Annotated in this window: 32 protein-coding genes; 19 read left to right on the top strand and 13 right to left on the bottom strand. The window is 64.7% G+C overall.

The window, feature by feature from the left end:
• Window positions 1–220: JAB domain-containing protein (locus MKI88_RS18560; protein WP_281063760.1), on the top strand; the 220-nt coding region annotated here is incomplete at its 5' end.
• A 73-nt stretch (window positions 221–293) separates the two neighbouring features.
• Here the strand turns inward: MKI88_RS18560 and MKI88_RS18555 are convergent.
• Complete coding sequence (locus MKI88_RS18555) at window positions 294–707, bottom strand: EF-hand domain-containing protein (protein ID WP_241633043.1); 414 nt, start codon at window positions 705–707, stop codon at window positions 294–296.
• Between the two features lie 202 nt (window positions 708–909).
• Window positions 910–1269, bottom strand: coding sequence for a hypothetical protein (locus MKI88_RS18550; RefSeq protein ID WP_241633042.1), 360 nt, complete (start codon window positions 1267–1269; stop codon window positions 910–912).
• A gap of 153 nt (window positions 1270–1422) precedes the next feature.
• Here MKI88_RS18550 and purB point away from each other — a divergent pair, with 153 nt between their 5' ends.
• On the top strand, window positions 1423–2736 hold the full coding sequence (gene purB / locus MKI88_RS18545; protein WP_241633041.1) for an adenylosuccinate lyase: 1314 nt from the start codon (window positions 1423–1425) through the stop codon (window positions 2734–2736).
• A gap of 749 nt (window positions 2737–3485) precedes the next feature.
• Here the strand turns inward: purB and dnaJ are convergent.
• Together dnaJ and dnaK are read right to left on the bottom strand one after the other, a co-directional pair.
• Window positions 3486–4616, bottom strand: a complete 1131-nt coding sequence (gene dnaJ, locus MKI88_RS18540) for a molecular chaperone DnaJ (protein ID WP_241633040.1) — start codon at window positions 4614–4616, stop codon at window positions 3486–3488.
• 62 nt (window positions 4617–4678) lie between these two features.
• On the bottom strand, window positions 4679–6586 hold the full coding sequence (gene dnaK, locus MKI88_RS18535) for a molecular chaperone DnaK (RefSeq protein ID WP_241633039.1): 1908 nt from the start codon (window positions 6584–6586) through the stop codon (window positions 4679–4681).
• Between the two features lie 144 nt (window positions 6587–6730).
• Here dnaK and MKI88_RS18530 point away from each other — a divergent pair, with 144 nt between their 5' ends.
• Together MKI88_RS18530 and MKI88_RS18525 are read left to right on the top strand one after the other, a co-directional pair.
• Window positions 6731–7201, top strand: a complete 471-nt coding sequence (locus MKI88_RS18530) for a copper chaperone PCu(A)C (protein ID WP_241633038.1) — start codon at window positions 6731–6733, stop codon at window positions 7199–7201.
• A complete protein-coding gene (locus MKI88_RS18525; RefSeq protein WP_241633037.1) occupies window positions 7198–7656 on the top strand; it encodes a vgr related protein in 459 nt (152 codons plus the stop codon). Before MKI88_RS18530 ends, MKI88_RS18525 begins: the two co-directional genes overlap by 4 nt.
• 247 nt (window positions 7657–7903) lie before the next feature.
• Here the strand turns inward: MKI88_RS18525 and MKI88_RS18520 are convergent, their stop codons facing one another.
• The 4 genes from MKI88_RS18520 to MKI88_RS18505 are packed head-to-tail and all read right to left on the bottom strand — an operon-like array spanning window position 7904 to window position 10083.
• Complete coding sequence (locus tag MKI88_RS18520; RefSeq protein WP_241633036.1) at window positions 7904–8215, bottom strand: polyhydroxyalkanoic acid system family protein; 312 nt, start codon at window positions 8213–8215, stop codon at window positions 7904–7906.
• Between the two features lie 42 nt (window positions 8216–8257).
• Entirely contained in the window at window positions 8258–8815 is a 558-nt protein-coding gene (gene grpE, locus MKI88_RS18515) for a nucleotide exchange factor GrpE (RefSeq protein ID WP_241633035.1), read from the bottom strand.
• The gene (gene hrcA, locus MKI88_RS18510; protein WP_241633034.1) at window positions 8812–9855 is read right to left on the bottom strand and encodes a heat-inducible transcriptional repressor HrcA; all 1044 of its coding nucleotides are present in this window, start codon (window positions 9853–9855) and stop codon (window positions 8812–8814) included. The genes grpE and hrcA overlap by 4 nt, the downstream gene beginning before the upstream one ends.
• A gap of 27 nt (window positions 9856–9882) precedes the next feature.
• Complete coding sequence (locus tag MKI88_RS18505) at window positions 9883–10083, bottom strand: hypothetical protein (protein WP_241633033.1); 201 nt, start codon at window positions 10081–10083, stop codon at window positions 9883–9885.
• A 138-nt stretch (window positions 10084–10221) separates the two neighbouring features.
• On the opposite strand from MKI88_RS18505, the gene rph reads away from it, so the two are divergent.
• From rph to MKI88_RS18485, 4 genes are all read left to right on the top strand, one after another.
• Entirely contained in the window at window positions 10222–10938 is a 717-nt protein-coding gene (rph, locus tag MKI88_RS18500) for a ribonuclease PH (RefSeq protein WP_241633032.1), read from the top strand.
• 10 nt (window positions 10939–10948) lie between these two features.
• Window positions 10949–11575: an RdgB/HAM1 family non-canonical purine NTP pyrophosphatase gene (rdgB, locus tag MKI88_RS18495; protein ID WP_241633031.1), complete on the top strand. Its 627-nt coding sequence runs from the start codon at window positions 10949–10951 to the stop codon at window positions 11573–11575.
• A gap of 7 nt (window positions 11576–11582) precedes the next feature.
• Window positions 11583–12728, top strand: a complete 1146-nt coding sequence (gene hemW, locus MKI88_RS18490) for a radical SAM family heme chaperone HemW (RefSeq protein ID WP_241633030.1) — start codon at window positions 11583–11585, stop codon at window positions 12726–12728.
• 89 nt (window positions 12729–12817) lie between these two features.
• Entirely contained in the window at window positions 12818–13252 is a 435-nt protein-coding gene (locus MKI88_RS18485) for a hypothetical protein (RefSeq protein WP_241633029.1), read from the top strand.
• A gap of 377 nt (window positions 13253–13629) precedes the next feature.
• On the opposite strand, the gene MKI88_RS18480 is transcribed toward MKI88_RS18485, so the two are convergent.
• The gene (locus tag MKI88_RS18480; protein WP_241633028.1) at window positions 13630–14829 is read right to left on the bottom strand and encodes a penicillin-binding protein activator; all 1200 of its coding nucleotides are present in this window, start codon (window positions 14827–14829) and stop codon (window positions 13630–13632) included.
• A gap of 12 nt (window positions 14830–14841) precedes the next feature.
• Between MKI88_RS18480 and rsmI the strand changes: the two genes are divergently transcribed.
• The 4 genes from rsmI to MKI88_RS18460 are packed head-to-tail and all read left to right on the top strand — an operon-like array spanning window position 14842 to window position 17637.
• A complete protein-coding gene (gene rsmI / locus MKI88_RS18475; RefSeq protein ID WP_241633027.1) occupies window positions 14842–15675 on the top strand; it encodes a 16S rRNA (cytidine(1402)-2'-O)-methyltransferase in 834 nt (277 codons plus the stop codon).
• A 1-nt stretch (window position 15676) separates the two neighbouring features.
• Window positions 15677–16027, top strand: a complete 351-nt coding sequence (locus MKI88_RS18470; protein WP_241633026.1) for a YraN family protein — start codon at window positions 15677–15679, stop codon at window positions 16025–16027.
• A 52-nt stretch (window positions 16028–16079) separates the two neighbouring features.
• The gene (gshB, locus tag MKI88_RS18465; RefSeq protein WP_241633025.1) at window positions 16080–17027 is read left to right on the top strand and encodes a glutathione synthase; all 948 of its coding nucleotides are present in this window, start codon (window positions 16080–16082) and stop codon (window positions 17025–17027) included.
• A gap of 10 nt (window positions 17028–17037) precedes the next feature.
• Entirely contained in the window at window positions 17038–17637 is a 600-nt protein-coding gene (locus MKI88_RS18460) for a DedA family protein (protein WP_241633024.1), read from the top strand.
• Here the strand turns inward: MKI88_RS18460 and MKI88_RS18455 are convergent, their stop codons facing one another.
• From MKI88_RS18455 to MKI88_RS18445, 3 genes are all read right to left on the bottom strand, one after another.
• Window positions 17638–18534, bottom strand: coding sequence for a tyrosine recombinase XerC (locus tag MKI88_RS18455; RefSeq protein ID WP_241633023.1), 897 nt, complete (start codon window positions 18532–18534; stop codon window positions 17638–17640). It lies immediately after the preceding gene.
• Window positions 18535–18665: 131 nt separating this feature from the next.
• On the bottom strand, window positions 18666–19319 hold the full coding sequence (gene fsa / locus MKI88_RS18450) for a fructose-6-phosphate aldolase (RefSeq protein WP_241633022.1): 654 nt from the start codon (window positions 19317–19319) through the stop codon (window positions 18666–18668).
• Between the two features lie 76 nt (window positions 19320–19395).
• Complete coding sequence (locus MKI88_RS18445; RefSeq protein WP_241633021.1) at window positions 19396–20097, bottom strand: helix-turn-helix domain-containing protein; 702 nt, start codon at window positions 20095–20097, stop codon at window positions 19396–19398.
• 61 nt (window positions 20098–20158) lie between these two features.
• On the opposite strand from MKI88_RS18445, the gene MKI88_RS18440 reads away from it, so the two are divergent.
• The 6 genes from MKI88_RS18440 to MKI88_RS18415 all read left to right on the top strand — a co-directional run bounded on the left by MKI88_RS18440 (window position 20159) and on the right by MKI88_RS18415 (window position 22952).
• Window positions 20159–20596 carry a VOC family protein gene (locus tag MKI88_RS18440; RefSeq protein WP_241633020.1) on the top strand — a complete coding sequence of 146 codons (438 nt, stop codon included), beginning with the start codon at window positions 20159–20161 and terminating at the stop codon, window positions 20594–20596.
• Window positions 20597–20617: 21 nt separating this feature from the next.
• Complete coding sequence (locus MKI88_RS18435) at window positions 20618–20971, top strand: DUF1428 domain-containing protein (RefSeq protein WP_241633019.1); 354 nt, start codon at window positions 20618–20620, stop codon at window positions 20969–20971.
• 24 nt (window positions 20972–20995) lie between these two features.
• The gene (locus MKI88_RS18430; protein WP_241633018.1) at window positions 20996–21775 is read left to right on the top strand and encodes a VOC family protein; all 780 of its coding nucleotides are present in this window, start codon (window positions 20996–20998) and stop codon (window positions 21773–21775) included.
• Window positions 21776–21777: 2 nt separating this feature from the next.
• On the top strand, window positions 21778–22263 hold the full coding sequence (locus MKI88_RS18425; protein ID WP_241633017.1) for a VOC family protein: 486 nt from the start codon (window positions 21778–21780) through the stop codon (window positions 22261–22263).
• Window positions 22264–22410: 147 nt separating this feature from the next.
• On the top strand, window positions 22411–22782 hold the full coding sequence (locus tag MKI88_RS18420) for a hypothetical protein (RefSeq protein ID WP_241633016.1): 372 nt from the start codon (window positions 22411–22413) through the stop codon (window positions 22780–22782).
• Entirely contained in the window at window positions 22782–22952 is a 171-nt protein-coding gene (locus MKI88_RS18415; RefSeq protein ID WP_241633015.1) for a hypothetical protein, read from the top strand. The genes MKI88_RS18420 and MKI88_RS18415 overlap by 1 nt, the downstream gene beginning before the upstream one ends.
• An 11-nt stretch (window positions 22953–22963) precedes the next feature.
• Here the strand turns inward: MKI88_RS18415 and MKI88_RS18410 are convergent, their stop codons facing one another.
• Entirely contained in the window at window positions 22964–23245 is a 282-nt protein-coding gene (locus MKI88_RS18410; protein ID WP_241633014.1) for an HNH endonuclease, read from the bottom strand.
• Between the two features lie 87 nt (window positions 23246–23332).
• Here MKI88_RS18410 and MKI88_RS18405 point away from each other — a divergent pair, with 87 nt between their 5' ends.
• Window positions 23333–25501, top strand: a complete 2169-nt coding sequence (locus MKI88_RS18405; protein WP_241633013.1) for a primosomal protein N' — start codon at window positions 23333–23335, stop codon at window positions 25499–25501.
• The last annotated feature ends 115 nt before the right edge of the window (window positions 25502–25616 follow it).

The following is a 25616-nucleotide window of genomic DNA, read 5'->3' as shown; positions in this document are numbered from 1 at the left end:
CTATGTCCGCGAGGTGGTACGTCGCGCGATCGAATTAGGGTCCGCCGCGTTGATCCTCGTCCACAATCATCCAAGCGGCGACCCCTCGCCGAGCAGGCAAGACATCGCGTTGACGCGTGACATCGCCGAAGCGGGAAAGAAGCTCGGGATCGCGGTGCACGATCACATCATCATCGGCGCGCAGGGCCATTCGAGCATGCGTGCATTGGGGCTGCTTTAGGCCCGCGTCCACCCCAAAAGGAAACGGGCGACCCTTTCGGGCCGCCCGTCGCGCTCGGAAATTGAAAGCCGGATCAGCCGGCGAGAAACCTGGTCAGCTCGCCCTTGCTTACCGTCAGGTTCTTGTCAGCATCGGCCTGCGCGAAAGCGGCGCCGGCCCATGCGGTCAGTTCCTTTTCGGGCGTCGCGGTATCGCCGCCAGCCTGGCGCATCTTCAGCATCCAGGTTGCGAACTCCTCCTTGCTCAGTTCACCATTGGCGTCCTTGTCATAGGCCGGAAAATCGGCGTTCACGACCTGCTCGACCTGCGAAGCTGCAGCCGCCTGCGGCTGTGCCGCGGCAGCGTCCTGCGCGGGCGCAGCAGCCGCCTCGGCGGGTGCCTGCGTCGCCGTCGACTCGCTCGGGGCCTCGGCCGGCGCCTGCGCGTCCTGAGCCAGAGCCGGAGCCGAGAGCGCAATCGCGCTGGCAAAGATAATGGTACGAATCATCAATAAACTCCTGAATTCCTAAAAACTGTTTCCGTGGCGCAACGATTTTTGCAGTCGTTCTGCCAGCCACGCCCCAAGAAACGGCGAAAAGCTCTGTCGGGTTCCTGAACATCACGGATCACGATCGCACTTCATCGCCATAAGACTTCGATTCATGGTCGAACCGTTCGCCACTCACGATGATTATCGATCCCGGGCCGACTTATTTCTTGAGCTTGGATCGAAGGAAGGCCGTGAATTCTTCCGGAGAGACCCGCTTGTCGGCATCCCCGTCCGCCTGGACGAACGCGGAGTCGGCCCATGCGCGCAGCTTCGCCGGATCCTCGCCAGCGCCATTGGATTGCGTGCGCAACGTGATGAGCCATGACGAGAACTCGTCGGGCGTCAGATGCCCCTTTCCGCCATGATCGAAACGCGGCCAGTCCGCCGCGACCGCGGCTTCGAGTGCCTTTTCGGGCGGTTGATCGGGCACTTGTGGTGCTTGTGGCGTTTTTGGCGCTTCCTGCGCGCCCGACGGGGCCGCGAGCACAAGCAGACCGGCGAAGGTGACAATCCGCAACAACGCCCTGCTCCTCAATGACTTTTGCATCGTCGCGCACCTTGTTACGTGCTGACATCGATGGCCACAATTGAAGCAGCGCCCTGCCCCTGCTATCGCGCGCCCCGACCGATTCCGTGCCGAAAATGCGGCCATCCGACTCCAGAAAGGTTCCCCATGGTACCCCGCTACGCCCGCCCCGCCATGACCGCGATCTGGGAACCGGAATCGCGATTCCGCATCTGGTTCGAGATCGAGGCGCACGCCACCGACGCGCTCGCCGAGCTGGGCGTCGTGCCGAAGGACGCCGCCAGGGCGCTGTGGGACTGGTGGGCGACCAGTCCCGCGATTGACGTGCCCGCGATCGACGCGATCGAGGCGGTGACCAAGCACGACGTGATCGCCTTTCTCACCTGGGTGGCCGAGAATGTCGGCGACCAGGCGCGCTTCATGCATCAGGGCATGACCTCGTCCGATGTGCTCGACACCTGCCTCGCAGTGCAACTCGCACGTGCTTCGGACATCCTGATCGAGGATCTCGACAAGCTCCTCGAGGTGCTCAAGCGCCGCGCCTGGGAGCACAAGCTCACCCCGACGATCGGACGCAGCCATGGCATCCATGCCGAACCCGTCACCTTCGGGCTCAAGCTCGCGCAGGCCTATGCCGAATTCGCGCGTAATCGCGAGCGGCTGATCGCGGCGCGCGCGGACATCGCGACCTGCGCGATTTCGGGCGCGGTCGGCACCTTCGCCAATATCGACCCGCGCGTCGAGGAACATGTCGCCGAAAAGCTAGGACTCTCCGTCGAGCCGACCTCCACCCAGGTGATCCCGCGCGATCGTCATGCGATGTTCTTTGCGACATTGGGCGTCATCGCCTCTTCGATCGAGCGGCTCGCGACCGAGATCCGTCACCTCCAGCGTACCGAGGTGCTCGAGGCCGAGGAATATTTCTCGCCCGGGCAAAAGGGTTCGTCCGCGATGCCGCACAAGCGCAACCCCGTGCTGACCGAGAACCTGACGGGCCTTGCGCGCATGGTCCGCGGCTATGTCACCCCGGCGCTCGAGAATGTGGCGCTCTGGCATGAGCGCGATATCTCGCACTCCTCGGTCGAGCGCTATATCGGCCCCGACGCCACGATCACGCTCGACTTCGCGCTCGCGCGCCTGACGGGCGTGATGGACAAGCTCGTCATCTATCCCGAGCGGATGCAGAAGAATTTGGACAAGATGGGCGGTCTCGTCCATTCGCAGCGCGTGCTGCTTGCGCTCACCCAGGCGGGCGTCAGCCGCGAGGACTCCTATCGGCTCGTCCAGCGCAACGCCATGAAGGTCTGGGAATCGGACGGCCAGCTCTCGCTGATGGAACTGCTCAAGGCCGATCCGGAAGTGACCGCCGCGCTTTCGGCGGAAGAAATCGAGGATCGCTTCGATCTCGGCTATCATTTCAAGAATGTCGACACGATCTTCGCGCGGGTATTCGGCGCCTGAGCGTCGACACGCCTTATCGGCGAATGCAGCAATCGTAATCGCGATTCAGCGCGCAATATCAGCGCAGTCTGGGCAATATTGCACAGAGCCGCGCCATGATTGCATAAATTGCAACTGCGTTGACGCGTTTTGAAATTGCGTCATGTTGCAATATTATTACTTATGCTGCATCGCACAATGAAGTGCGGGCGCGGGCAGGATCGCCCGCATCTGGAGAAAAACAATGAAGCTGTTTGAGACGGCGACCAGCCTTGTGCTGCTGTTCGCCACGCAGGCGCTTGCGCTCGGCACCGTCCTGGTCGCCTGAGCTGAGCCTGGAGACCCCGCCAGCGGCACATACCCGGCGGGGTTTTCTTTTGCCTGCGGCGCGCGGGCCGCGTGCGATTGCAACTTCTGCATGTGCGATGACGCAAATTAAAATTGCGCCAATGAACAATTATATTACATCACGGGCATCGAATGTTCCAGCGCGGACCGGGGTCGCATCCTGCCGCGGAACGTCGATACAGCGCTCCTCCTGGCGGTTTCGGTGTCCCTTCGCCGCAACCGCATGGCGCTCGCGATCGGGGTAACTCTCCTCTCCCGACCCCGGTCGCAACACTCGAAACCCCGCCGGACATCCCTTTAGTCCGGCGGGGTTTTTCGTATCCTTCAATCGCATGACTATCGACGCGCGAGAGCATGCGGGCAACGCCCACATGCTTCATTACGGATGAGAATCAGGCCCCGGTGGCGGCTGGTGACCGACGTCAGTCGGTCAGATCGTCCCACATCGTCTTGAGCTTTGCGAAGAAGCCGCTCGACGCCGGGCATTCCTCGCCGGTCTCGGTCTCGCGGAACGCTTCGAGCAGCTCCTTCTGCTTTGCGCTGAGCCGCGTCGGCGTCTCGACCTCGATCTGGACGACCATGTCGCCATGGCCGCGCCCTTGCAGCACGGGCATGCCCGCGCCCCGCTGACGGATCTGCTTGCCCGACTGGATGCCCGCCGGAATACGAATCTCGTGATCGACCTTGTCGAGCCCGGGTACGGTGATGCAGCCGCCAAGCGCGGCGGTGGTGAAGCTGATCGGCGCGCGGCAGAACAAAGTCGTTCCCTCGCGCTCGAAGACCGGGTGCCGCTTCACATGCAGGAAGATGTAGAGGTCCCCCGGAGGGGCACCGCGCGCGCCCGCCTCACCTTCACCCGAAAGCCGGATGCGCGTGCCCTCGTCGACGCCTGCGGGAATGTTGACTTCGAGCTTCTTCTCGCGGTCGACGCGCCCCTCGCCGTGGCAGGAAGGGCACGGATCGGCGATGACCTGACCCGCGCCGTGGCAGGCCGGACAGGTCCGTTCGACGACGAAGAAACCCTGTTGCGCGCGCACCTGGCCGCGGCCGCCGCAGCTGTGGCAGGTCTTGGCCGAAGTGCCGGGCTTCGCGCCGGTGCCGTCGCACGGGTCGCAGCGCGCCGACACGTCAACCGCGATCGAGGTCTGCTTTCCGTGATAGGCCTCTTCGAGCGTGATCTCCATGTCATAGCGCAGATCGGCGCCGCGCCGCGCAGCCTGGCGCTGACCGCCGCCGCCAAAGCCCGCGCCAAAGATCGTTTCGAAAATATCGCTGAAACCCTCGAAACCGCCGCCGGCGCCACCGCCATTGCCAAAGCCGCCATTCTGGAAGGCGTCCTTGCCGAACCGGTCATAGGCCGCGCGCTTCTGCGGATCCTTCAGGCAATCATAGGCTTCGCTGATCGCCTTGAATTTCGATTCGGAATCGGTGCAGCCACCATTCTTGTCGGGATGATACTGCATCGCGAGCTTGCGATAGGCCGATTTGATCGTCCCATCGTCCGCAGTGCGCTCGATCCCGAGCAGTTCGTAATAATCAGCTTCGATGTTCATGCCGCCCCCGGCGTTCCGCCCCGTCCTTCACATTGCCGGTGAATGACGGGGCGAGCCATGCATTAGCCCTTGTTTTCGTCGACTTCCGAGAATTCGGCGTCGACAACGTCGTCGTCGGCCTTCGATGCAGCAGGCTGCTCGGCGCCCGGCGACGCGGCTGCGGCCTGCTCCTTCTCGTAGATCGCCTGACCGAGCTTCATCGCGGCCTGCGCCAGCGCCTGCGCCTTTTCGGTCATCGCCGCGGGATCGCCGCCTTCGACCGCCGCCTTGGCGTCGGCAACCGCAGCCTCGATCTCGGACTTGAGCGCCGCATCAACCTTGTCGCCATGCTCTTCGAGCTGCTTCTCGGTCGTGTGGATCAGGCTTTCGGCGTTGTTCTTCGCCTCGGCCGCCTCGCGGCGCTTCTTGTCCTCCTCGGCGAACTGCTCGGCGTCGCGGACCATCTGGTCGATGTCCGAGTCCGACAGGCCGCCCGAGGCCTGGATCTTGATCTGCTGTTCCTTGCCCGTGCCCTTGTCCTTCGCGGTCACGTGCACGATGCCGTTGGCGTCGATGTCGAACGTCACCTCGATCTGCGGTACGCCGCGCGGCGCGGGCGGGATGCCGACCAGGTCGAACTGGCCGAGGATCTTGTTGTCCGCCGCCATTTCGCGCTCGCCCTGGAAGACGCGGATCGTCACCGCCTGCTGATTGTCATCGGCAGTCGAATAGACCTGCGACTTCTTGGTCGGGATCGTGGTGTTGCGGTCGATCATGCGCGTGAACACGCCGCCGAGCGTCTCGATGCCGAGCGACAGCGGGGTCACGTCGAGCAGCAGGACGTCCTTGACGTCGCCCTGGAGCACGCCCGCCTGGATCGCGGCGCCCATCGCGACGACCTCGTCAGGATTCACGCCGGTATGCGGTTCCTTGCCGAAAAAGCCCTTCACGACGTCGCGGACCTTGGGCATGCGCGTCATGCCGCCGACGAGCACGACTTCGGCAATATCATCAGCCTTCACGCCCGCGTCGGCCAGCGCCTTCTTGCAGGGATCGAGCGTCCGCTTGATCAGGTCGTCCACCAGACGCTCCAGATCGGCGCGCGTGATGTTCTTCACAAGGTGCTTCGGCCCCGTGGCGTCGGCGGTGATGAAGGGCAGATTGACCTCGGTCGACTGCGCCGACGACAGCTCGATCTTCGCCTTTTCCGCGGCTTCCTTCAAACGCTGCAGCGCAAGCTTGTCCTTGGTGAGGTCGATGCCCTCGGCCTTCTTGAACTCGTCGGCCAGATACTGGACGATCTTGGCGTCGAAATCCTCGCCGCCCAGGAAGGTGTCGCCGTTGGTGGCCTTCACCTCGAACACGCCGTCCCCGATCTCGAGGATCGAGATGTCGAAGGTGCCGCCGCCAAGGTCATAGACCGCGATCGTCTTGCCGTCCTGCTTGTCGAGGCCATAGGCCAGCGCGGCCGCGGTGGGCTCGTTGATGATGCGCAGCACCTCGAGGCCCGCGATCTTGCCCGCGTCCTTGGTTGCCTGACGCTGCGCGTCGTTGAAATAGGCCGGAACGGTGATGACGGCCTGATCGACGGTCTCGCCGAGATAGCTCTCGGCGGTTTCCTTCATCTTCTGAAGGATGAACGCGCTGATCTGCGACGGGCTGTAATCCTCGCCGCCGGCCTTCACCCATGCGTCGCCATTGGGACCCTTCACGATGGTGTAGGGAACCAGTTCGGTATCCTTCTTTGTCACCGGATCGTCGAAGCGGCGGCCGATAAGGCGCTTCACCGCGAAAATCGTGTTGTCGCCATTGGTCACCGCCTGACGCTTCGCGGGCTGGCCGACCAGACGCTCGCCATCCTTCGCGAACGCAACGATCGACGGCGTGGTGCGCGCGCCCTCGGCATTCTCGATGACCTTGGGCTTGCCGCCCTCCATCACCGAAACGCAGCTGTTTGTGGTGCCAAGATCGATACCGATAACCTTGCCCATATATCCCTCATTACCCCAGAATGACTACACGGCCCGCGGTACCCCCGAAGACCAAGTTACGCCGGCGATATAGGTGGGCTTTTTCTTGTCGCAAGCAGGTCGTGCGCCTAGTTAGGCAACTCAATCGTTTGAGGAGCCAGAATCATGCAGTTGCGCCTTGCCCTCGCCCCCGTCCTCGCAGCCGCCGCGCTGGCGCTGGGAAGCTGCGGGCAGGACCCGATTCTCTATGTCGACAAGGGCTGGGTGCGGCTTCCCGCGGTCATGGAAAATCCGGGTGCAGCTTATTTCACGGTGCATGGCGGCCTTACCGATGACACGCTGATCCGCGTCAGCTCGGACGTGGCTATCAAGACCGAGATGCACGATGTCGTGACCGAAAACGGCGTAACGAAGATGGTTCCGATCCAGTCGGTGCCGATTCCGGCCAAGGGCAAGGTCGAATTCAAACCCGGCGGCAAGCACGTCATGCTCCATGACCTGCGCCGCAACCTGAAGGCGGGCGAGACGATCCGGCTCGACTTCACCTTCGCGAGCGGCGAGCAGATCTATATCGACGCGCCCCTCCAGGCCGCCGGCGCGCCCGCTGCGGGCGGAGAGGAGCACAACGCGCATTGAGCGGCCGCCCGCTGACCGGAGCCGAACGCAACCTCGCCGCAAGCGTTTTCGGCAACGCGATCAATTATGACGCGGTCACCATCCAGCATCGCAAATGGTGGTGGTTCCAGCCGCGACGCGTCACCATGGCGCCCGACGGCCATATCTGGTTTCACCCCAAAAGCGGTCTTTATTGCGACGATTTCTGCGGGCAGAATCTGGCGGCGCAGGGGCTGTTCATCCATGAGATGACGCATGTCTGGCAGCGCCAGAAGGGCATCTTCCTGCCCCTCGCGCGCCACCCCTTCTGCCGCTACGACTATGCGCTGAAACCCGGCTGGCCGCTCGAACGCTACGGCATCGAACAGCAGGCCGAGATCGTGAAGCACGCCTTCATGCTCCGACAGGGAGCCACGATTCGCGGCGCACCATCGCTGGGACAATATGAAAGCGTTCTGCCGTTCCTGCGGGGATGATGCGATGTGGGGCGTATTACGTCCGCGATGTCGAGGGACGCTGCCGTTCCGCAACTTCGTCACCCCGGGCTTGACCCGGGGTCCCGCTTTTTTGGTCAGGCCAACAAGGCGAACATATCCTGCCAGTCGGGATTGCCGCTTGCCCCATCACCGATGGATGAGAAAAGCGGGACCCCGGGTCAAGCCCGGGTGACGATAAAGGAGGCGGCAACTTTGCCGTCGCAAGCCGCCACGAAGAACCAGATCTTTACCCGCGCCCATCCTCAAGCAACAGCTTCTCGCCCTTCTGCCGGATCGCGGCTTCGATCAGCGGTCCCATGAACGACAGCGCCGCCGGCAACACCACGGTCAGCCGGACGTACTGTTCATGCACGTCGATCGTCCCCGTAACCTGCTGGCCGAGCGCGCCGACCGCGATCGCCATGCGGTCGGGCGCTGGCCAGGATGAGGAGACCTCCGCAATCCCGCCGGGAATATGCGCCGGCAGTTCGCCGATCCGCGATTGCAGGCGGCGCTTGACCTCGTCGCGATCGAGCCTGTGCGGAATGTCGATGATCATCGGGTCAGGATCACGGTCGAGGCAGATCTGCCCCCTCCGTGCTCAATCCGGCTTCTTCGCCACGCCAACCAGCGCGGGACGCAGCAGGCGATCCTTGATCATGTAGCCCGCCTGCATTTCCTGCACGATCGTGCCCGGCTGCGCGTCGGCGCTGGGGATTTCGACCATCGCCTGATGGCGGTTGGGATCGAGCGCCTCGCCCAGCGCAGTGATGCGCGTGATGCCGTTGCGTTCGAACACGCTGGTCAGTTCCTTGGCGGTCGCCTCGATGCCCGCGAGCAGCCCCTTGAGCTTGTCGTCCTGACGCAGTTCGGCGGGCACCGCGTCGAGCGCGCGGCCGAGATTGTCGGCAACCGAGAGGATATCGCGCGCGAAGCCCGTCGCGGCATAGGCGCGCGCATCCTGCGCGTCCTTTTCGAGACGGCGGCGGACATTCTGGACCTCGGCCTGCGCGTAGAGCACTGCCTGCTTGGCTTCGGCCAGGTCGGCCTCTAGCTCACCGAGCCGATCGAGCCCGTTCGTCTCTGCCCCGTTGGCCTCGCCGGCCGTCTCGGCGGCGTCCTGTCTGGGGGTTTCGTCCACTTTCTGTTCGTCGTTCATCCGATCAATCTCGATAATGTCTGTGCGGTGAAGTCCACCATGGGAACCACGCGGGCATAGTTCAAGCGCGTGGGGCCGATCACACCGACCACGCCGACGACGCGCCCGTCCTGCCCGCGATAGGGCGCCGCTATGACCGACGAACCCGATAACGAAAAGAGTTTGTTTTCGGATCCAATGAAGATGCGCGTGGCGGCGCCGCTCCGCGCGCTGTCGAGCAGCCGCGCGATTTCTTCCTTGCCTTCGAGCTCGTCGAGGAGCTGGCGGACCCGTTCGAGATCCTCGGCGGCGCTGGCGTCGATCAGGTTTGCCTGACCACGCACGATCAGGACAGGGCGCTGCGCGCCATCTTCGGACCAGAGCGCGAGCCCGCGCCCGATCAGCTCGCCGGCGGCGGCATCAAGCGCAGCGCGTCCCAGCGAGATCTCGCGCTCGACGGTCACGCGCGCCTCGGACAGCGTCTGCCCGGCCAGCACCGCGCTCATGTAATTGGCGGCCTCGTTCAACGCTCCCGGGGTCATCCCGTGCGGAAGCTCGACGACGCGATTCTCGACCGAACCGTCGGCGCCCACGAGCACCGCGAGCGCCTGACGCTCGGACAGGGCCACAAAACCGAACTGGCGCAGCACCGGCTCGCGCTTGGGCACGAGCACCAGTCCGGCGCATGCCGAAAGCCCCGACAGCGCGGCGGTCGCGGCGGTCAGAGCCTCCTCGATCGGCCCCGTCGCAGTGACGCGCGATTCGATCGCGGCGCGCTCAGCCGCGCTCGGCTCGGCCACCTGCATCATCCCGTCGACGAAGAGGCGAAGTCCTGTTTCGGTCGGCAGCCGCCCGGCCGAAGTGTGCGGACTGCTGAGCAGTCCGACCTCTTCCAGATCCTGCATCACGTTGCGGATCGAGGCAGGCGACAGGTTCAGAAGCGACAATTTGGAGATCGTCCGCGAGCCGACGGGCTGGCCGCTTTCGATATAGCTTTCCACGACGAGCCGAAAAATATCGCGCGCGCGGTCGCTCAGTTCGGTTACGGGCGGAGACATCATGACGCAGATGTAGGGGTTCGACCCGCGCTAAAGCAACCGCCGTGCGACAATGACTGCGACGAGTCCCGCCACTGCGAGCCCCGCGCCGCGGATCGTCCATTCGGACATGTCGATCATGAAGCTGCTTGCGGGCCAGCGGATATAGCCGGTCCCCTGCCCCATCCACAGCACACCCATCAGGAATGCGAGGATTCCGAACGCGATCAATATGATCTTGAGGATCTTCATGCCGATCTCCCGCCCCGCCTGGATCGGGCCTTATACTGCCATTCGCGCAAAAGGGTGAATCCCGATGCGCGTGCAGGAATGGCTGGCACGTACAGCGCTTGGAAGCTAAAGCGCCCCCGAAATCCAAAGGAGAATTGCATGCGCCCTTCCGGCCGCGCCCCCGATCAAATGCGCACCATCAGCATCGAATCGCGCTTTACCAAACATGCCGAGGGTTCGTGCCTGATCGGCTTTGGCGAGACCAAGGTGCTCGTCACCGCCTCGATCGAGGAACGCGTGCCGCCGTTCCTGCGCGGCAAGGGCGAAGGCTGGGTCACCGCCGAATATGGCATGCTGCCCCGCGCCACGCACACGCGCGGCAGCCGTGAGGCGGCCAAGGGCAAGCAGTCGGGCCGTACGCAGGAAATCCAGCGACTTATCGGACGGTCGCTGCGCTCGGTCGTCGATCTGAAGGCGCTGGGCGAGCGCCAGATCACGCTCGATTGCGACGTGATCCAGGCCGATGGCGGCACGCGCACCGCCTCGATCTCGGGTGCATGGGTCGCGCTCCGCCTCGCGGTCGACACGCTGCTCGAAAAGAAGCTGCTCACGGTCGATCCGATCCAGCAGAAGGTCGCGGCGGTCTCGTGCGGTATCTATAATGGCACGCCTGTGCTCGACCTCGACTATGACGAGGATTCGAACGCCGGCGCCGACGCCAATTTCGTGCTGACCGAAAACGGCAACATCGCCGAGGCGCAGGCCACAGCCGAGGGCGAGACCTATGACGAGGAGGCGCTGCTGCGCCTGCTCCGTCTCGCGCGGATCGGCTGCGCCGATATTTTCGCGGCGCAGGCGGCGGCGGCCGGTCGATAAGGAGCAGGCGATGAGCGAGGAACCCGGCCGTCAGGCGATCCGCAAGCTGGCACCCGGCAAGCTGGTGATCGCCAGCCACAATCCGGGCAAGGTGCGCGAAATCGCAGCGCTTCTGGGCCCCCATGGGCTCGAAGTGGTCTCGGCGGCCGAACTCGACCTGCCCGAGCCCGACGAAACCGGGACCACCTTCATCGCCAATGCCGAACTCAAGGCGCTGGCGGCGGCCGACCTTTCGGGCTTCCCCGCGCTCGCCGACGACAGCGGATTGTGCGTCGAGGCGCTGGGCGGCGAGCCCGGCATCTTCTCGGCGCGCTGGGCCGGCCCGGACAAGGATTTCGGCGACGCGATGCGCCTCGTCGAACAGAATCTCGAGCGCGTCGGCCCCGATGTCGGCCGCGACGCGCATTTCATCTGCGCGCTGTCGCTCGCATGGCCCGACGGCCATGTCGAAACATTTGAGGGGCGCGTCGACGGGGTGCTCGTCTGGCCCCCGCGGGGGACAAGGGGCTTCGGCTATGACCCGATGTTCAGGCCCAATGGCTTCGACATCACCTTTGGCGAGATGGATCCCGATGCCAAGCATCGCATGAGCCACCGCGCCGATGCCTTCGCGCAGCTCGTCGCCGCGGTATTCTGAGGGTGAATTGACCGGTCACTCGCCCCTCGCCCTCTATATCCACTGGCCGTTCTGCGTCTCGAAATGCCCCTATTGCGACTTCAACAGCCATGTCCGCGAGAGCGTCGATCAGGAACAGTGGCGCACAGCGCTGCTCGCCGATCTCGCGCATGAAGCCGCGCTGACCTCCGGACGCAGGCTTGGCTCGATCTTCTTCGGCGGCGGCACGCCCTCGCTGATGCCCCCCGAAACCGTGGCGGCGCTGCTCGACGCCGCCGAACGGCATTGGGGGTTCGCGGACGATATCGAGATCACGCTGGAGGCCAATCCCTCCTCGGTCGAGGCAGCGCGTTTTGCCGACATTGCTGCCGCCGGGGTCAACCGCGTGTCGCTGGGGCTTCAGGCGCTCGATGACGAGGCGCTGCATTTCCTCGGCCGCGCGCATGACGTGGACGAAGGGCTCGCGGCGCTCGACACCGCACAACGCGTGTTCGACCGTGTCAGCTTCGACCTGATCTATGCGCGGCCCGGCCAGACGCTCGACGACTGGCACGCCGAACTCGCGCGCGCGCTCTCCTTCGGCACGTCGCATCTCTCGCTCTATCAGCTCACCATCGAGCCCGGCACGCGCTTCGCCACGCTCGTCGCGCAGGGCAAGCTGCCCGAGGTCGATCCCGATCACGGCGCCGACCTGTTCGAACAGACGCGCGCGCAGACCGCTGAAGCGGGCCTGCCCGCCTATGAAATCTCAAACCACGCGCGCACGGGTCAGGAAAGCCGCCACAACCTCACCTACTGGCGTTACGGCGACTATGTCGGCATCGGCCCCGGCGCGCATGGCCGTCGCGGCGCGCTCGCCACCTTCCGCCGCAAGAAGCCCGAAAACTGGCTGACGGCGATCGACCGCAACACCCACGGCATCGAAAGCGAAACCCCGCTCGATCCACGCGATCGCGCGCGCGAGGCGCTGCTGATGGGCTTGCGTCTTGCCGAAGGCGTCGATCTCGAACGCATCGCGGCGATGAGCGGGCTGGCGGCAGACGCGCTGACAGACGCCGACGCGGTCGCGCGGCTCGCGCGTCAGGGCCTGCTACAGCGGACGGATAGCCGGCTCGGCGTCAACGACGCCGGCATGCTGGTTCTCGATCGCATCCTTGCGGAAATCGTCGTCTAGGTCGTGGGGAGCGGACTGGCAGCTTTTCCTCGGGAGGGATGGTTAGCCGCCCCACTTGCACGTGGTCGAGGCAAGATTAGGCTCGCGCAATGAAGCTGGATTATCTGCACCTATCGCCGGACCATCCTCCGCCTCGCGTAGAGCCTCGGCCCTACCGAGCTGTTTTGATTGCCGAACATGCTGTGAGCCAAGTTTGGCGGGATGTAGTGGCTTCGTGGCTCGTGGAGAGCGGATGCCTTTACTTCATCGCTTGGGGTGTTGCCTGCGAGGCTTGGCACGACACCGTGGATTGGACCGTCTTAGAGGCTTTTGACTTCGGGGATATACCGGACGACAGGTTTGTAATGACGACATGGCATGACAAAGAACCGCTGCCAGATGCTCTTTGGTTCGCAGGAAATTGTGCATCGCACCCCGACGTCGACCTTGCAGAAACAGTGATCTTGCACGTCGCGTGCGAAGACCGACGCGCCGCTACATTGGAGCTTTACCGCGAAAGCCAAGTGATGGTGGACGAGACATGATCCAACGTCCGGTTTCGGGAGCCGCCGAACGAGATGTAAACGACGACAACGTCGTCGGGTCCGGACGTTCGCGATTTAAGCACAGGAAGCCTCCGCTGAGCGCCCCCTTTTCTTGAAAGGGAAAGACCCGGATTGATCCGGCCGGCCCCGAGCTCAACCGCCTGTCCTACACACAATGTTCATGTCATGTTCTCGCCGGCGACCGATCATCCGGACGCCGGCGGTAAGGCGAATCAACATGCGCGTTTGTGAGAAGTTTGCGAAGCTAAGGCTCTCCCGAGCCCCGTCGAAGGGCCACCATCTCGCATCGTCGCGGGGCAGCACGCCGCGGCCGATGCCGGCACCGGCCGCGCGCGCATGCTATTGCCCGGGACTCCTCAGTTCCCGAAAGTCTTGGGCGCGGGCGATACGACCGTGAACTTGCCCGGATCGACCTGCTGCACCTCCAGCGCGCGCTGTGCGATGCCGTCCTTGCCGAAGCGGAAAGCGCCGTCGATGCCCGCAAAGCCGCCCTCGTCGCCCAGCACGCGTGCGGGGAATGCGGTTCCCACCTTCCAGTCGCGCGCAACGCGCGTGACGAGCAGCACCGCATCGTAACCCAGGCTCGACAGGCGATAGGGCGCCTTGCCATAGCGCGCGCGATATTTGTTCGCGAGCTGGCTGTAGAGGCCGTCCGAAACGCTTGCGAACCAGGCGCCGCGCAGGACGGGGCTGTTGGCGATCGCGCCTTCGGTATTCCACAATTCGGTGCCAAGCAGCCGCGCATCGGCGCCCCCACCCTTGCGCACCATCGGCGCGAGCTGCACCGCCACGCCGCCGCTGTCGGCGATCAGCAGCGCATCGTAGGAACTCGTCTGCGCCAGCCGCGTCACCGCCGCCTGCATCGATTTTTGCGAGCGGTCGTAATTCTGCATGCCGACCATGCGGCCGCCGGCGGCCTCGACCGCGCGGATCATCGCGTTGGAGGCGCGCTGGCCATAGACGCCATTGGGCGCGAGCCCCGCGAAGCTGGCGGCGCCCTTGGTGCGGGCGAAACCGACGACGCGCTCGATCGACTGGGCGGGGTTATAGCCCAGCAGCCATGTGCCATCGCCCGCCACGCTCGCATCGTTGGAAAAGCTGATGATCGGCACATTCGCCTTGCGCGCGATCGGCGCGACGACGCGGACATCCTCGGCCAGCAGCGGCCCAAGGATCACCTTGTTGCCATCGGCGATCGCCTTCTGCGCCGCCGCCGCCGCACCCAGCGCGGTATCGTAGGTGGTCATGCGGATCTGCTTGCCGCCGGTGTCGAGCACCGCGAGGTTGGCGGCGTTGGCGATCGCTTCGCCGACGCCCGCATTGCTCCCCGTCATCGGCACGAGCAAGGCGACGCGGTGGCGCAGCTGATCCTCGGGAAGTCCGGGGCCGACCGGACCGTCGGGCTGCTCGGTGACCGGCTTGGGCGCGGGCTTGCCCTTGGGGACCATCGTCTGGCAGCCCGCGAGCGCGAGGCCCGCCACGAACACCCCGAACATCCCGAACGGCCGCGCTTTTTTCGCGCGCGCCGGTTGCAGCCTGAGCACTGCCTCTGCCATGACATCCCTTCCATGAACGCAAAACTTGAACCCGGTCTCTATATCGTCGCGACGCCTATCGGCAATCTTTCCGATCTGAGCCCCCGCGCCGCCACGATATTGTCGCAGGCCGATATGATCGCGTGCGAAGACAGCCGTGTGACGGCCAAGCTGCTCCAGCATATCGGCGTCAAGCGGACGATGATGCCCTATCACGATCACAATGCCGATCGTGTGCGGCCCGGACTTATCGACAGAATGGCCAGCGAATCCATAGCGTTGGTGAGCGATGCGGGGACGCCACTTATCTCCGATCCCGGCTATAAGCTGGTGCGTGACGCGCGCGCGGCCGGGGTGACCGTAACCACCATTCCCGGCCCCTGTGCGGCGATTGCGGCGCTGACGCTGGCCGGACTGCCCAGCGACCGCTTCCTGTTTCTGGGTTTCCTACCTCCCAAGCAAAAGGCGCGAGCAGACGCGATCGCAGAAGTCGCCGCGGTTCGCGCCACGCTCGTCCTCTACGAATCGGGACCGCGGCTCGGCGCGACGCTTGCGGCGCTTGCCGAGGGACTTGGCGACCGCGAGGCAGGGGTCGCGCGCGAGATCAGCAAGCGCTTCGAGGAGTGCGTGACCGAGAACCTGTCGGTGCTCGCCGCGCGCTATGCCGAGAACCCGCCCAAGGGCGAGATCGTCGTGATCGTCGCGCCACCGGGCGAAGCGCCCGCCGCAAGCGCCGACGATGCCGACGCCGCGCTCGCCGAGGCGCTGACCCGCCTTCCCCCCGCCAAGGCTGCGGGCGAGGTCGCGAAGAAGCTCGGGCTCGATCGCAGGGCGCTGTATGCGCGCGCCATGGACATGAAGGGCTGACGTGAACCGCCGCCACGCCGAGCAGCGGGGACGTGCCGGCGAGACAGCCGCCGCGTGGTGGTTGCGTTTTCAGGGCTGGCGCATCGTCGCGCGGCGCGTGAAGACGCCGATGGGGGAGGTCGATCTCGTCGCGAAACGCGGTCGGACCGTCGCCTTTGTCGAGGTCAAGACGCGCGCCACCAGCGCCGAACTCGACGTCGCGATCGACCGGCATCGCCTGACGCGCGTGGCGGCGGCCGCCAATGCGCTGGCGCCGCGCTTCGCGCGCAACGGCGAGGATATCCGGATCGACGTGCTGCTGCTTGCACCCTGGAGGATGCCCCGCCACATCGCCAATGCCTGGCACGGGTGACATGGGCGTCGGCCTCGCCTAAAGCCCGACGCGCGTTAGTTCGGAGAAACTCATGAGCCTCAAGGTCGCCGTCCAGATGGACCCGATGGAAAGCATCAAGATCGGGGGCGATTCGACCTTTGCGATCATGCTCTCCGCGCAGGAGCGCGGATACCGGCTCTATCATTATGAAGCGCAGGACCTGAGCTATGCCGATGGCCGCGTCTGGACGCGCGCGCATCCGGTGACTGTACGCCGCGTCGAGGGCGATCATTACAGCTTCGGCGAGCCCGTGAAGCTCGATCTGGGTCAGGAGGTCGATGTCGTCTGGATGCGGCAGGATCCGCCCTTCGACCTGGGCTATATCACCGCGACGCATCTGCTCGAGCGCATCCGCGATCAGACGCTGGTGGTCAACGACCCCGCCTCGGTCCGCAACGCGCCCGAAAAGCTCTTCGTGCTCGATTTCGGGCACTATATGCCGCCGACGCTCATCACACGCTCGCTGGAGGAAGTCCGCATCTTTCAGGAGCAGCACGGCGAGATCGTCGTGAAGCCGCTCCACGGCAATGCGGGCTCGGCGGTGTTCCGCATCGGCGCCGACGGCGCCAATCTCGCCTCGCTCGTCGAGCTGTTCGGCGAGGTGTGGCGCGAACCCTTCATGGTTCAGGCGTTCCTGAAAGAAGTATCGGGCGGCGACAAGCGTATCGTGCTGGTGGACGGCGAGGTCGCAGGCGCGATCAACCGCATCCCCGGCAAGGGCGAGATCCGCTCCAATCTAGCCGCGGGCGGCCGCGCCGAGAAGACCATGCTCACGCCGCGTGAACAGGAAATCTGCGACGCGCTCGCCCCGGAACTCAAGAAGCGCGGGCTGCTTTTCGTCGGCATCGACGTGATCGGCGGTTACCTGACCGAGATCAACGTCACCTCCCCCACCGGCATCGTCGCGATCGACCATTTCAACGGCACCGACACCGCTGCGATGATCTGGGACGCGATCGAGAAGCGGCTCGGACGCTAAGGACGCCATCTTGTCGGACTGGATCATCAGGCTCATCGAGCAGTCGGGCTATCTCGGCGTCGCATTTCTCATGTTCCTCGAAACGGTGTTTCCCCCGATCCCGTCGGAGATCATCATGTCGATCGCGGGCGTGAAGGCCGCGCAGGGGCATATGTCGCTGGCCGGCGTGATCGGCAGCGGCACCGCGGGCGCGATGCTCGGCAACTATTTCTGGTATCTGGCCGCACGCGTCGTGGGCATCGAGCGTTTCAAGCCGATCATCGACAAATATGGCCGCTGGCTGACGCTCGACTGGCACGAAATCCAGCGTGCGGAAAAGCTGTTCGGGCAGTTCGGCTTCGCCTTCGTCTTTTTCGGGCGCATGCTGCCGACCCTGCGCTCGCTGATCTCGATCCCGGCGGGGCTGCTGCACATGCGGCTGTCGACCTTCGTCATCTGGTCGACGATTGGCACCGCCGGCTGGACCTCGGTGCTTGCCCTGTTCGGCTGGACCCTGGGCAACAATGTCGAGAGCATCGACGATTTCATCGGTCCCGTCTCGACCGCGGTGATCGTGCTGATCGTCGGCACCTATCTCTGGCGTGTAATCTTCTGGCGCCCGGCGCCCTGATCAGGCGCGCGGATGCGCGTTGCGATAGACGTCGAGCAGGTGCGCCGCATCGACCGCGGTGTAGATTTGCGTCGAGCTGAGACTGGCATGGCCAAGCAACTCCTGCAGAGCGCGCAGATCGGCGCCACGCCCCAGCAGGTGCGTCGCGAAACTGTGGCGCAGCGCATGCGGCGTCGTCCGGTCGGATAATCCCAGCCGCCCGCGCGCACCCTGCACCGCGCGCCGGATCAGGGCCGCCGACAGCGGCCCTCCGCGCGCGCCGCGGAACAGCGGAGCATCTCTGGAAGGCGCATAGGGACATTGCGCGACATAGGCCTCGATCGCGTCACGCACCTGCGGCAGGATCGGGACCATCCGCGTCTTGTTGCGCTTGCCGGTGACGCTCATCGTCTCGCCTAATGGCAGGACGCTGCCGGTCAGCGCCATTGCTTCACCGATACGCAGTCCCGCGCCATAGAGCAGCATCAGCACCGCCCAATTGCGCGCGCCAATCCATGGCTCGCGCGCATGTTCGGATGCGTCTTCCGCAAGCGCGATCGCCTCGTCGGGCGAAACCGGGCGTGGCACGCCCTTCTTGACACGCGGCCCCTTCAGCCGGGGGATTTCGCCGCCCTCGCCCGCGACAAAGGAAAGAAAGCCGCGCACCGCCGAAAGCTCGCGCGCGGCCGAAGCGTTGCCGAGCCCGTCGCCGCGCCGAAAGGCGAGATAGGCGCGCAGGTCGGCGGGGGTCAGCGTGGCGAGCAGCGTGGCGTCGACCGCCATGCCGCGATGCTCCTGGACAAAGCCGACCAGTCGCTCCGCCGTCGCGACATAGGCGCGCACGGTATGCTCGGAGCGACGGCGATTGACGCGCAAATGATCGCGCCAGGCGGAGATGAGCGATGGTGCCCCGGTCATCGGCGCACCATGCCCAACTCCTCAACTATCGTCACCCTGAACTTGATTCAGGGTCCATGAACACCGCCGCGTCGAAATCCCCACCGCCCGTGTTCATGGATCCCGGATCAGGTCCGGGATGACGGCTGCTGTCAGCCGATCTTCTGGCCGGTCTTTTCCCAGTCGGCGAGGAAGCCCTGGATGCCCTTGTCGGTCAGCGGGTGGTTGAAGAGCGCCTTGATGACCGCGGGCGGCGCGGTCATCACGTCGGCACCGATCTTGGCCGATTGCAGGATATGGATGGGGTGACGCACGCTCGCGACGAGGATCTCGGTCGGGAAATCGTAATTGTCGTAGATCTGGCGGATATCAGCGATCAGTTCCATCCCGTCGAAGCCGACATCGTCGTGACGACCAACAAAGGGCGAGATGAAGGTCGCGCCCGCCTTGCCTGCGAGCAGCGCCTGATTGGCCGAGAAGCAGAGCGTGACATTGACCATCGTGCCGTCCGAGGTCAGCTTCTTGCAGGTCTTCAGCCCGTCGATCGTCAGCGGCACCTTGACCGCGACATTGTCTGCGATCTTCCGCAGCACTTCGGCCTCGCGCATCATGCCTTCATGATCGAGCGCAACGACCTCGGCCGACACCGGACCTGCAACGATGCCGCAGATTTCCTTGACGACATCGAGGAATTCGCGGCCCGACTTGTGGATCAGCGAAGGGTTGGTGGTGACGCCGTCGAGCAGGCCTGTGGCGGCCAGATCAGCGATTTCCTTGGTGTCGGCGGTGTCGACGAAGAATTTCATGGGATGCGCTCGCTTGGAAAGGTGATTCGTTGCGCCGCTCTATAGTGCCAGTGCGTGCATTCGCGAAGCCGCCGGCTCAGCCCGCCTCTCCGACCCTCGACGGCAACGGGAACAGCGTAAGGAAGCGTTCGGCCAGAGGACGATCGCCTTCGATCGCAAGCGCCCCCGCCGCCTCTGCCTCGGACAATGGCTGCCCGGCATAGATGACCGCCGCCATTGTCGTGGCCGCCGCCGCGAAAACGACATCGGCGTCGCTGATCGGGGCACGCGCAATCTCGATCCGCCCGTCCCCAAGCCTCGCCATGAAGCTTTCCGCGCCGATCCGAAAGCCGATCCGTGCATCGATCCCTTCCGCCAGCACGGGATCGAGCATCGTGCGGAACGACAGGAACAGCGAGGTCGCCCCGAAGGGCAGCGTCGGATCATGATGCGGCGAACGCGCCGCCCAGCGCCCCAGCGCCTGAAAAACGGGTTCGGTCTCATAGCCCCATTGGGTCAGCTCATAGACCTGTGTCGCACCCGGCGGCGGCAGTTTGCGCCGCACCAGAATTCCCGCCGCGGCCAATCCTTCCAGCCGCTGCGTCAGCACGTTGGCGCTGATCCCGGGCAGATCGGCGCGCAGATCGCTGAATCTTTTGGCCCCGAACATGAGTTCGCGAACCACGAGCAATGCCCAGCGTTCTCCCAGAAGATCGAGCGCATGCGCCGCCGCGCAGGCATCGTCATAGCGCCGTGGCGACGGCTTTTCGCGACCGCTAGTTATTTTTTGTGACTTCATAGTTGTTTTTTCTAACTTGATTCATCATCATCGTCAAACAGCGATTCGAGAGGAGAAAAAGATGCCCAAAATGGTCTTCATCAACCTGCCCGTCGTCGACCTGGATCGGTCAATCGCCTTTTACAAGGCGGTGGGTGCCGAGCAGAACGCACAGTTCACCGATGAAACCGCGTCGATGATGAGTTTTTCGGATACGATCAGCGTGATGCTGCTGACGCATGAAAAGTTCGGTCAGTTCACGTCCAAGAAGATCGCGGACGCGCACAGCACGAGCGAAATCCTGATCTGCCTGTCCGCCGACAGCCGCGAGAATGTGGATGCGATGATCGGCAAGGCCGGGGCAGAGGGTGCCGTCATCGATCCGACGCCGAAGCAGGACTATGGCTTCATGTATGGCCGCAGCTTCGAGGATCCCGACGGCCATATCTGGGAAGTGATGTGGATGGATGTCGAAGCCGCGCTTGCAGCCGGTTCGCCTGCCGAGACGGCTGCCGCCTGACACCAGAAGAGGAGTTCAACAATGGCCTATGTTGACGGATTCGTGGCGCCCGTGCCGCACGCGAACAAGGAAGCCTATCGCAAGATGGCGGCCAAGGCGGCGCCGATCTTTCAGGAATATGGCGCGCTTCAGGTGGTCGAGTCCTGGGGCGATGACGTGAAGAAGGGCGAGGTCACCGACTTCTACATGGCGGTGAAGGCCGAGGAGGGCGAAAACGTCGTCTTCTCGTGGATCACCTGGCCGTCGCGCGAGGTGCGCGATGCCGCCTGGGAAAAGATCATGGCCGATGAACGCATGAAGCCCGACGGCGAGATGCCCTTTGTCGGCAAGCGCATGTTCTACGGCGGTTTCGAGACGATCGTCGAAGCCGGCTAACCACGCCACACAGGGAGAATGACCATGTCCGGTTCCCAGGGCGATTTCGTCTGGTACGAACTTGTCACCACCGATCCTCAAAAGGCCGAAAGCTTTTACGGCGACGTGTTCGGATGGAACACGCGTGACGCAGGCAATCCCGACATGCGCTACACGCTGCTTTCATCGAATGGCGCCGATGTCGGCGGCGTGATGGAACTGCCCCCCGAAGCCTGCGACGCCGGCAGCAAGCCCGGCTGGATCGGCTATGTCGGCGTTGACGATGTCGACGCCGCCGCAGCGAAGCTCGTGCAGGATGGCGGTACGATCCGCCGACCGCCCGAGGACATTCCGGGCGTCGGCCGCTTCGCGGTTGCCGCCGACCCGCAGGGGGCGGTCTTTTGCCTCTTCACCGGACCGAGCGACAGCACCAGCGAGGCGCGTTCGATGAAGACGGGTCATGTCGGCTGGAACGAACTGCATTCCAACGACTGGAAATCGGGCTTCGATTTCTACGAGAAGCAGTTCGGCTGGCGCAAATCCGAGGCGATAGATATGGGCCCGATGGGCACCTACCAGATCTTCAACGCCGGGCAGGACGACCTTGGCGGGATGATGGACGACAAGGAATTTCCGCACCCCGCCTGGCTCTATTATGTCAGCGTCGCCGATATCGACGCGACGCTCGACCGCGTCACCGCCAATGGCGGCAAGATCCTTTACGGCCCGGGCGAGGTTCCGGGCGGCATGTGGATCATCAACGCGCTCGATCCGCAAGGCGCGATGTTCGCCGCGGTCGGGCCACGTCCGAACAAGGAGGATTGATCATGTCCAAAATCATTCCAAGCCTGTGGTTCGCCAGGGAGGCGGAGGAAGCCGCGAAGTTCTATGTCTCGCTTCTTCCCGATTCGCGGATCGACAATGTGCAGACCATGCTGGGCGAGAGCCCGGCGGGCCCCGAAGGCTCGGTTGTGGTCGTCGATTTCACGCTTGCCGGTCAGAAGTTTCAGGCGATGAGCGCAGGCCCGCTCGACCCCTTCAACCACGCGATCTCGTTCACGATCGATTGCGAGGATCAAGCCGAGGTCGACCGGCTCTGGAACGCGCTGCTCGATGGCGGCACACCAGAACAATGTGGCTGGCTCAGGGATCGCTACGGTGTGGCCTGGCAGATCGTGCCCAGAGCGCTCGGCGAAATGATGAAGGATCCCGATCGTGATCGGGCACGCCGCGTCGCGCAGGCGATGCTCGGCATGATCAAGATCGACATCGCCGGGCTTGAGGCAGCGCGGGACGGCGAACGCGTCGCCTGATCCATAATGCCGTTTTCGGAAACGATCCGTATCCAAATACCCATCTAATGAAACGATAGCGATTGGGTTATCTAGATCGCGTCCCCCAGAGCCCGGCCGGTGTTCCTCCCAGACCGGCCGGGCCAAGATGGAAGCAGGATCGGCACAATGGCTTATCTCGACCTTTCCGAACATCAGCTCACACTGGCCGCGACAGCTCCGGTCGCGCGGCAGCGGGCAGTCAACGAGCAGCGCTTCAGCGCCGAGGAACTGGCCGTGATAGCGCTCTCGCGCCACGACAGCCCGGCCACGCTTTCCGCCCCGGGCCGCGTTCGGCGCTTCCTCGACACGCTGTTCGACATTCGTCGCGGCAATGCGCTCGCCGATCCGCGGCTTGAGGCGCTGCGCCGGATGGCGATCCTCCTGCGCCGTGGAATCGATCGCATCTCGTCGGACGAGACCGCCCGCTTCCTCGCCTCGGGCTACTCGCGTGGCCATTTGACCACGCTCGCGGGGCATATCGCCCGGGTCGCACGCTGATGTCGCGCGTGCTCGGCCTGTTGACCGCTCTCGCGCTCGCGTTCGGCCTTGCCGTGCTGCTGGCAGAGGCGATCGACGATATGACGGTTGCCGCGATCACCACGATCATTGCCGTGATCACGCTTGCGTCCTTGTCCAGCCATTCATCGGGCGCCCGGCACGCACACTGACTCCCCATGCATCACCGTCGCGTGCGCGTCGGTGCATGGAAATCGGCGGGCTTGGTCGCGATCCACACCAGAAAACGCGCCATAGCAGGGTTCTCGCGCAGCGCCGCCGGCGTTGCGGGGCGACGCGCAAGCTCCACATTGCTGAAGATCGCGTGGATCGTGCGATGGCAAATCGGATGGAGCGGCACCGTCTCCGATCCGCCGCGGCTCCTGGGTACGGGATGATGCCATTCCACACGGTGGCCAAGCGGCCTTTCGCACAGCCAGCAGCAAGGCGAATCGAGCGCGGACATGCCGCGAGGATAATGATTTTCCTCGGAAACGCCGAGAATGCGCGTGGACGATTCCCTTTCGCCGCTGCCGCCCCTAACTAAGGGCGCATGACTCGCGCCCGCGTCCTTATACTCAACAGTGCACTCGGCCCGCTCGACTATCGCGTCCCGCGCGGGATGGAGGTCGAACCGGGGTCGATCGTCGTCGCCCCGCTTGGACCGCGGCAGCTCGCCGGCGTCGTCTGGGAGCCCGAGCGCATGCCCTCGGATGCCGAGGTCGGCGACAACCGGCTGCGCAACCTGATCGCGGCCTATGACCTTCCGCCCTTGCGCGACCCCCTGCGCCGGCTGATCGAATGGACCGCAAGCTATTATCTGGCCCCGCCCGCCGCGGTGCTGCGCATGGCACTTCCATCCTCCTCCGCGCTCGAGGGCGCGAAGATGATCACCGAGTACCGGCTGACCGATTTTCGTCCCGAACGGCTCACCCCACAGCGCGCGCAGGCGCTGGACCGGATCGGGGACCGGCAGGGCCTGATCCGCGAGCTGGCGCTCATCGCCGACGTCTCCGACAGCGTAATCCGCGGGCTGGTGAAGGCCGGCGCGATCGAGGCGGTCGAGGTCAGCATCGACACGCCCTATGAAGCGCCCGATCCCGACCACGCCCCGCCCGAGCTTTCCGCGATCCAGACCGCGGCGGCCGACGCGCTGGTCGACGCGGTCAAGGCGCGCGCCTTCGAGCCTTTTCTGCTCGACGGAGTCACCGGGTCGGGCAAGACCGAGGTCTATTTCGAAGCCGTCGCAGAAGTCATCCGACAGGGAGCCCAGGCGCTCGTGCTGCTGCCCGAAATCGCGCTGACCGAGCCCTTCCTCAAGCGCTTCACCGCGCGCTTCGGCCATGCCCCGGTCGCCTGGCATTCGGACCTGCGCCAGTCGCAGCGCCGGCGCGCATGGCGCGCGATCGCGAGCGGCGAGGCGCGCGTCGTCGTGGGCGCGCGCTCGGCGCTGTTCCTGCCCTATGCCAATCTCGGCCTGATCGTCGTCGACGAGGCGCACGAGACGAGCTTCAAGCAGGAGGAGGGCGTCCATTATCACGCGCGCGATGTCGCGGTGATGCGCGGGCATTTCGAAAGCTGCCCCGTGATCCTCGCCTCGGCCACGCCCGCGATCGAGACGCGCCAGCAGGTCGAGATCGGGCGCTACCGCGAACTCAAGCTCGCCGCGCGCTTCGGCGCCGCGACCATGCCCGATATCGAGGCGATCGACCTGATCCAGGACCCGCCCGAGCGCGGACGCTGGCTCGCCCCCAGGCTCGTCACCCATGTCCATGAGACGCTCGAGCGCGGCGAACAGGCGCTGCTGTTCCTCAACCGTCGCGGCTATGCGCCGCTGACGCTGTGCCGCACCTGCGGGCACCGTTTCCAGTGCCCCAACTGCACCGCCTGGATGGTCGAGCACCGTCTCGTCCGCCGCCTCGCCTGCCACCATTGCGGGCATGTGATGCAGCCGCCCGAGCGCTGCCCCGAATGCCAGGATGAGGACAGCCTCGTCCCCTGCGGCCCCGGAGTCGAGCGCATCGCCGACGAGGTGAAGGCGCTCTTCCCCGACGCGCGCACCGCGATCGTGACTTCGGACACGATGTGGTCGCCCGCCAAGGCCGCCGAGTTCGTCAACCGGATGGAGGCGGGCGAGATCGACATCGTCGTCGGTACGCAGCTCGTCACCAAGGGCTATCACTTTCCCAATCTGACGCTCGTCGGCGTGGTCGACGCCGATCTCGGGCTCGAGGGCGGCGACCTGCGCGCCGCAGAGCGCACTTTCCAGCAGATCATGCAGGTTGCCGGGCGCGCGGGGCGCGGCGAAAAGCCCGGCCATGTGCTGATCCAGACGCACAGCCCGTCGGCGCCCGTGATGGAGGCGCTGGTCTCGGGCGATGCGGTGAGCTTCTACGAGGCCGAGACCGAGGCGCGCCGGCACGCGGGCGCCCCACCCTTCGGCCGCTATGCCGGGATCATAATCTCGGCCGAGGACCAGAAGCTCGCGCTCGAAACCGCCAATCTCATAGGGCGCACCGCGCCACGTATCGAGGGCATGCAGGTCTATGGCCCCGCCCCCGCCCCGCTCGCGATGCTGCGCGGCCGCCACCGCTTCCGCCTGCTCGTCCACGCAAGGCGCGCGCTCGACGTGCAGGACGTCATCCGCGACTGGCTCGGCAAGCTCGACTGGTCAGCGAAGGTCCGCGTCGCGGTGGACGTTGATCCCTATAGTTTTCTATAGCCTACCGATTTGTCGGTTCGGAAACCGTCCGCCATGTTGTGATGGGGTGGACGCCCCCCGACGGCATCGATGTGCCAAAGTGGAGGTGTTGAACACCACTTGAGGGAGGCGTCCG

The sequence above is a fragment of the Sphingomonas sp. LaA6.9 genome (assembly GCF_022601895.1).
Taxonomy (GTDB): Bacteria; Pseudomonadota; Alphaproteobacteria; order Sphingomonadales; family Sphingomonadaceae; genus Sphingobium_A.
The sequence above is the reverse complement of the archived record's forward strand: the minus strand, read 5'-3'. Positions and strand labels throughout refer to the sequence as shown.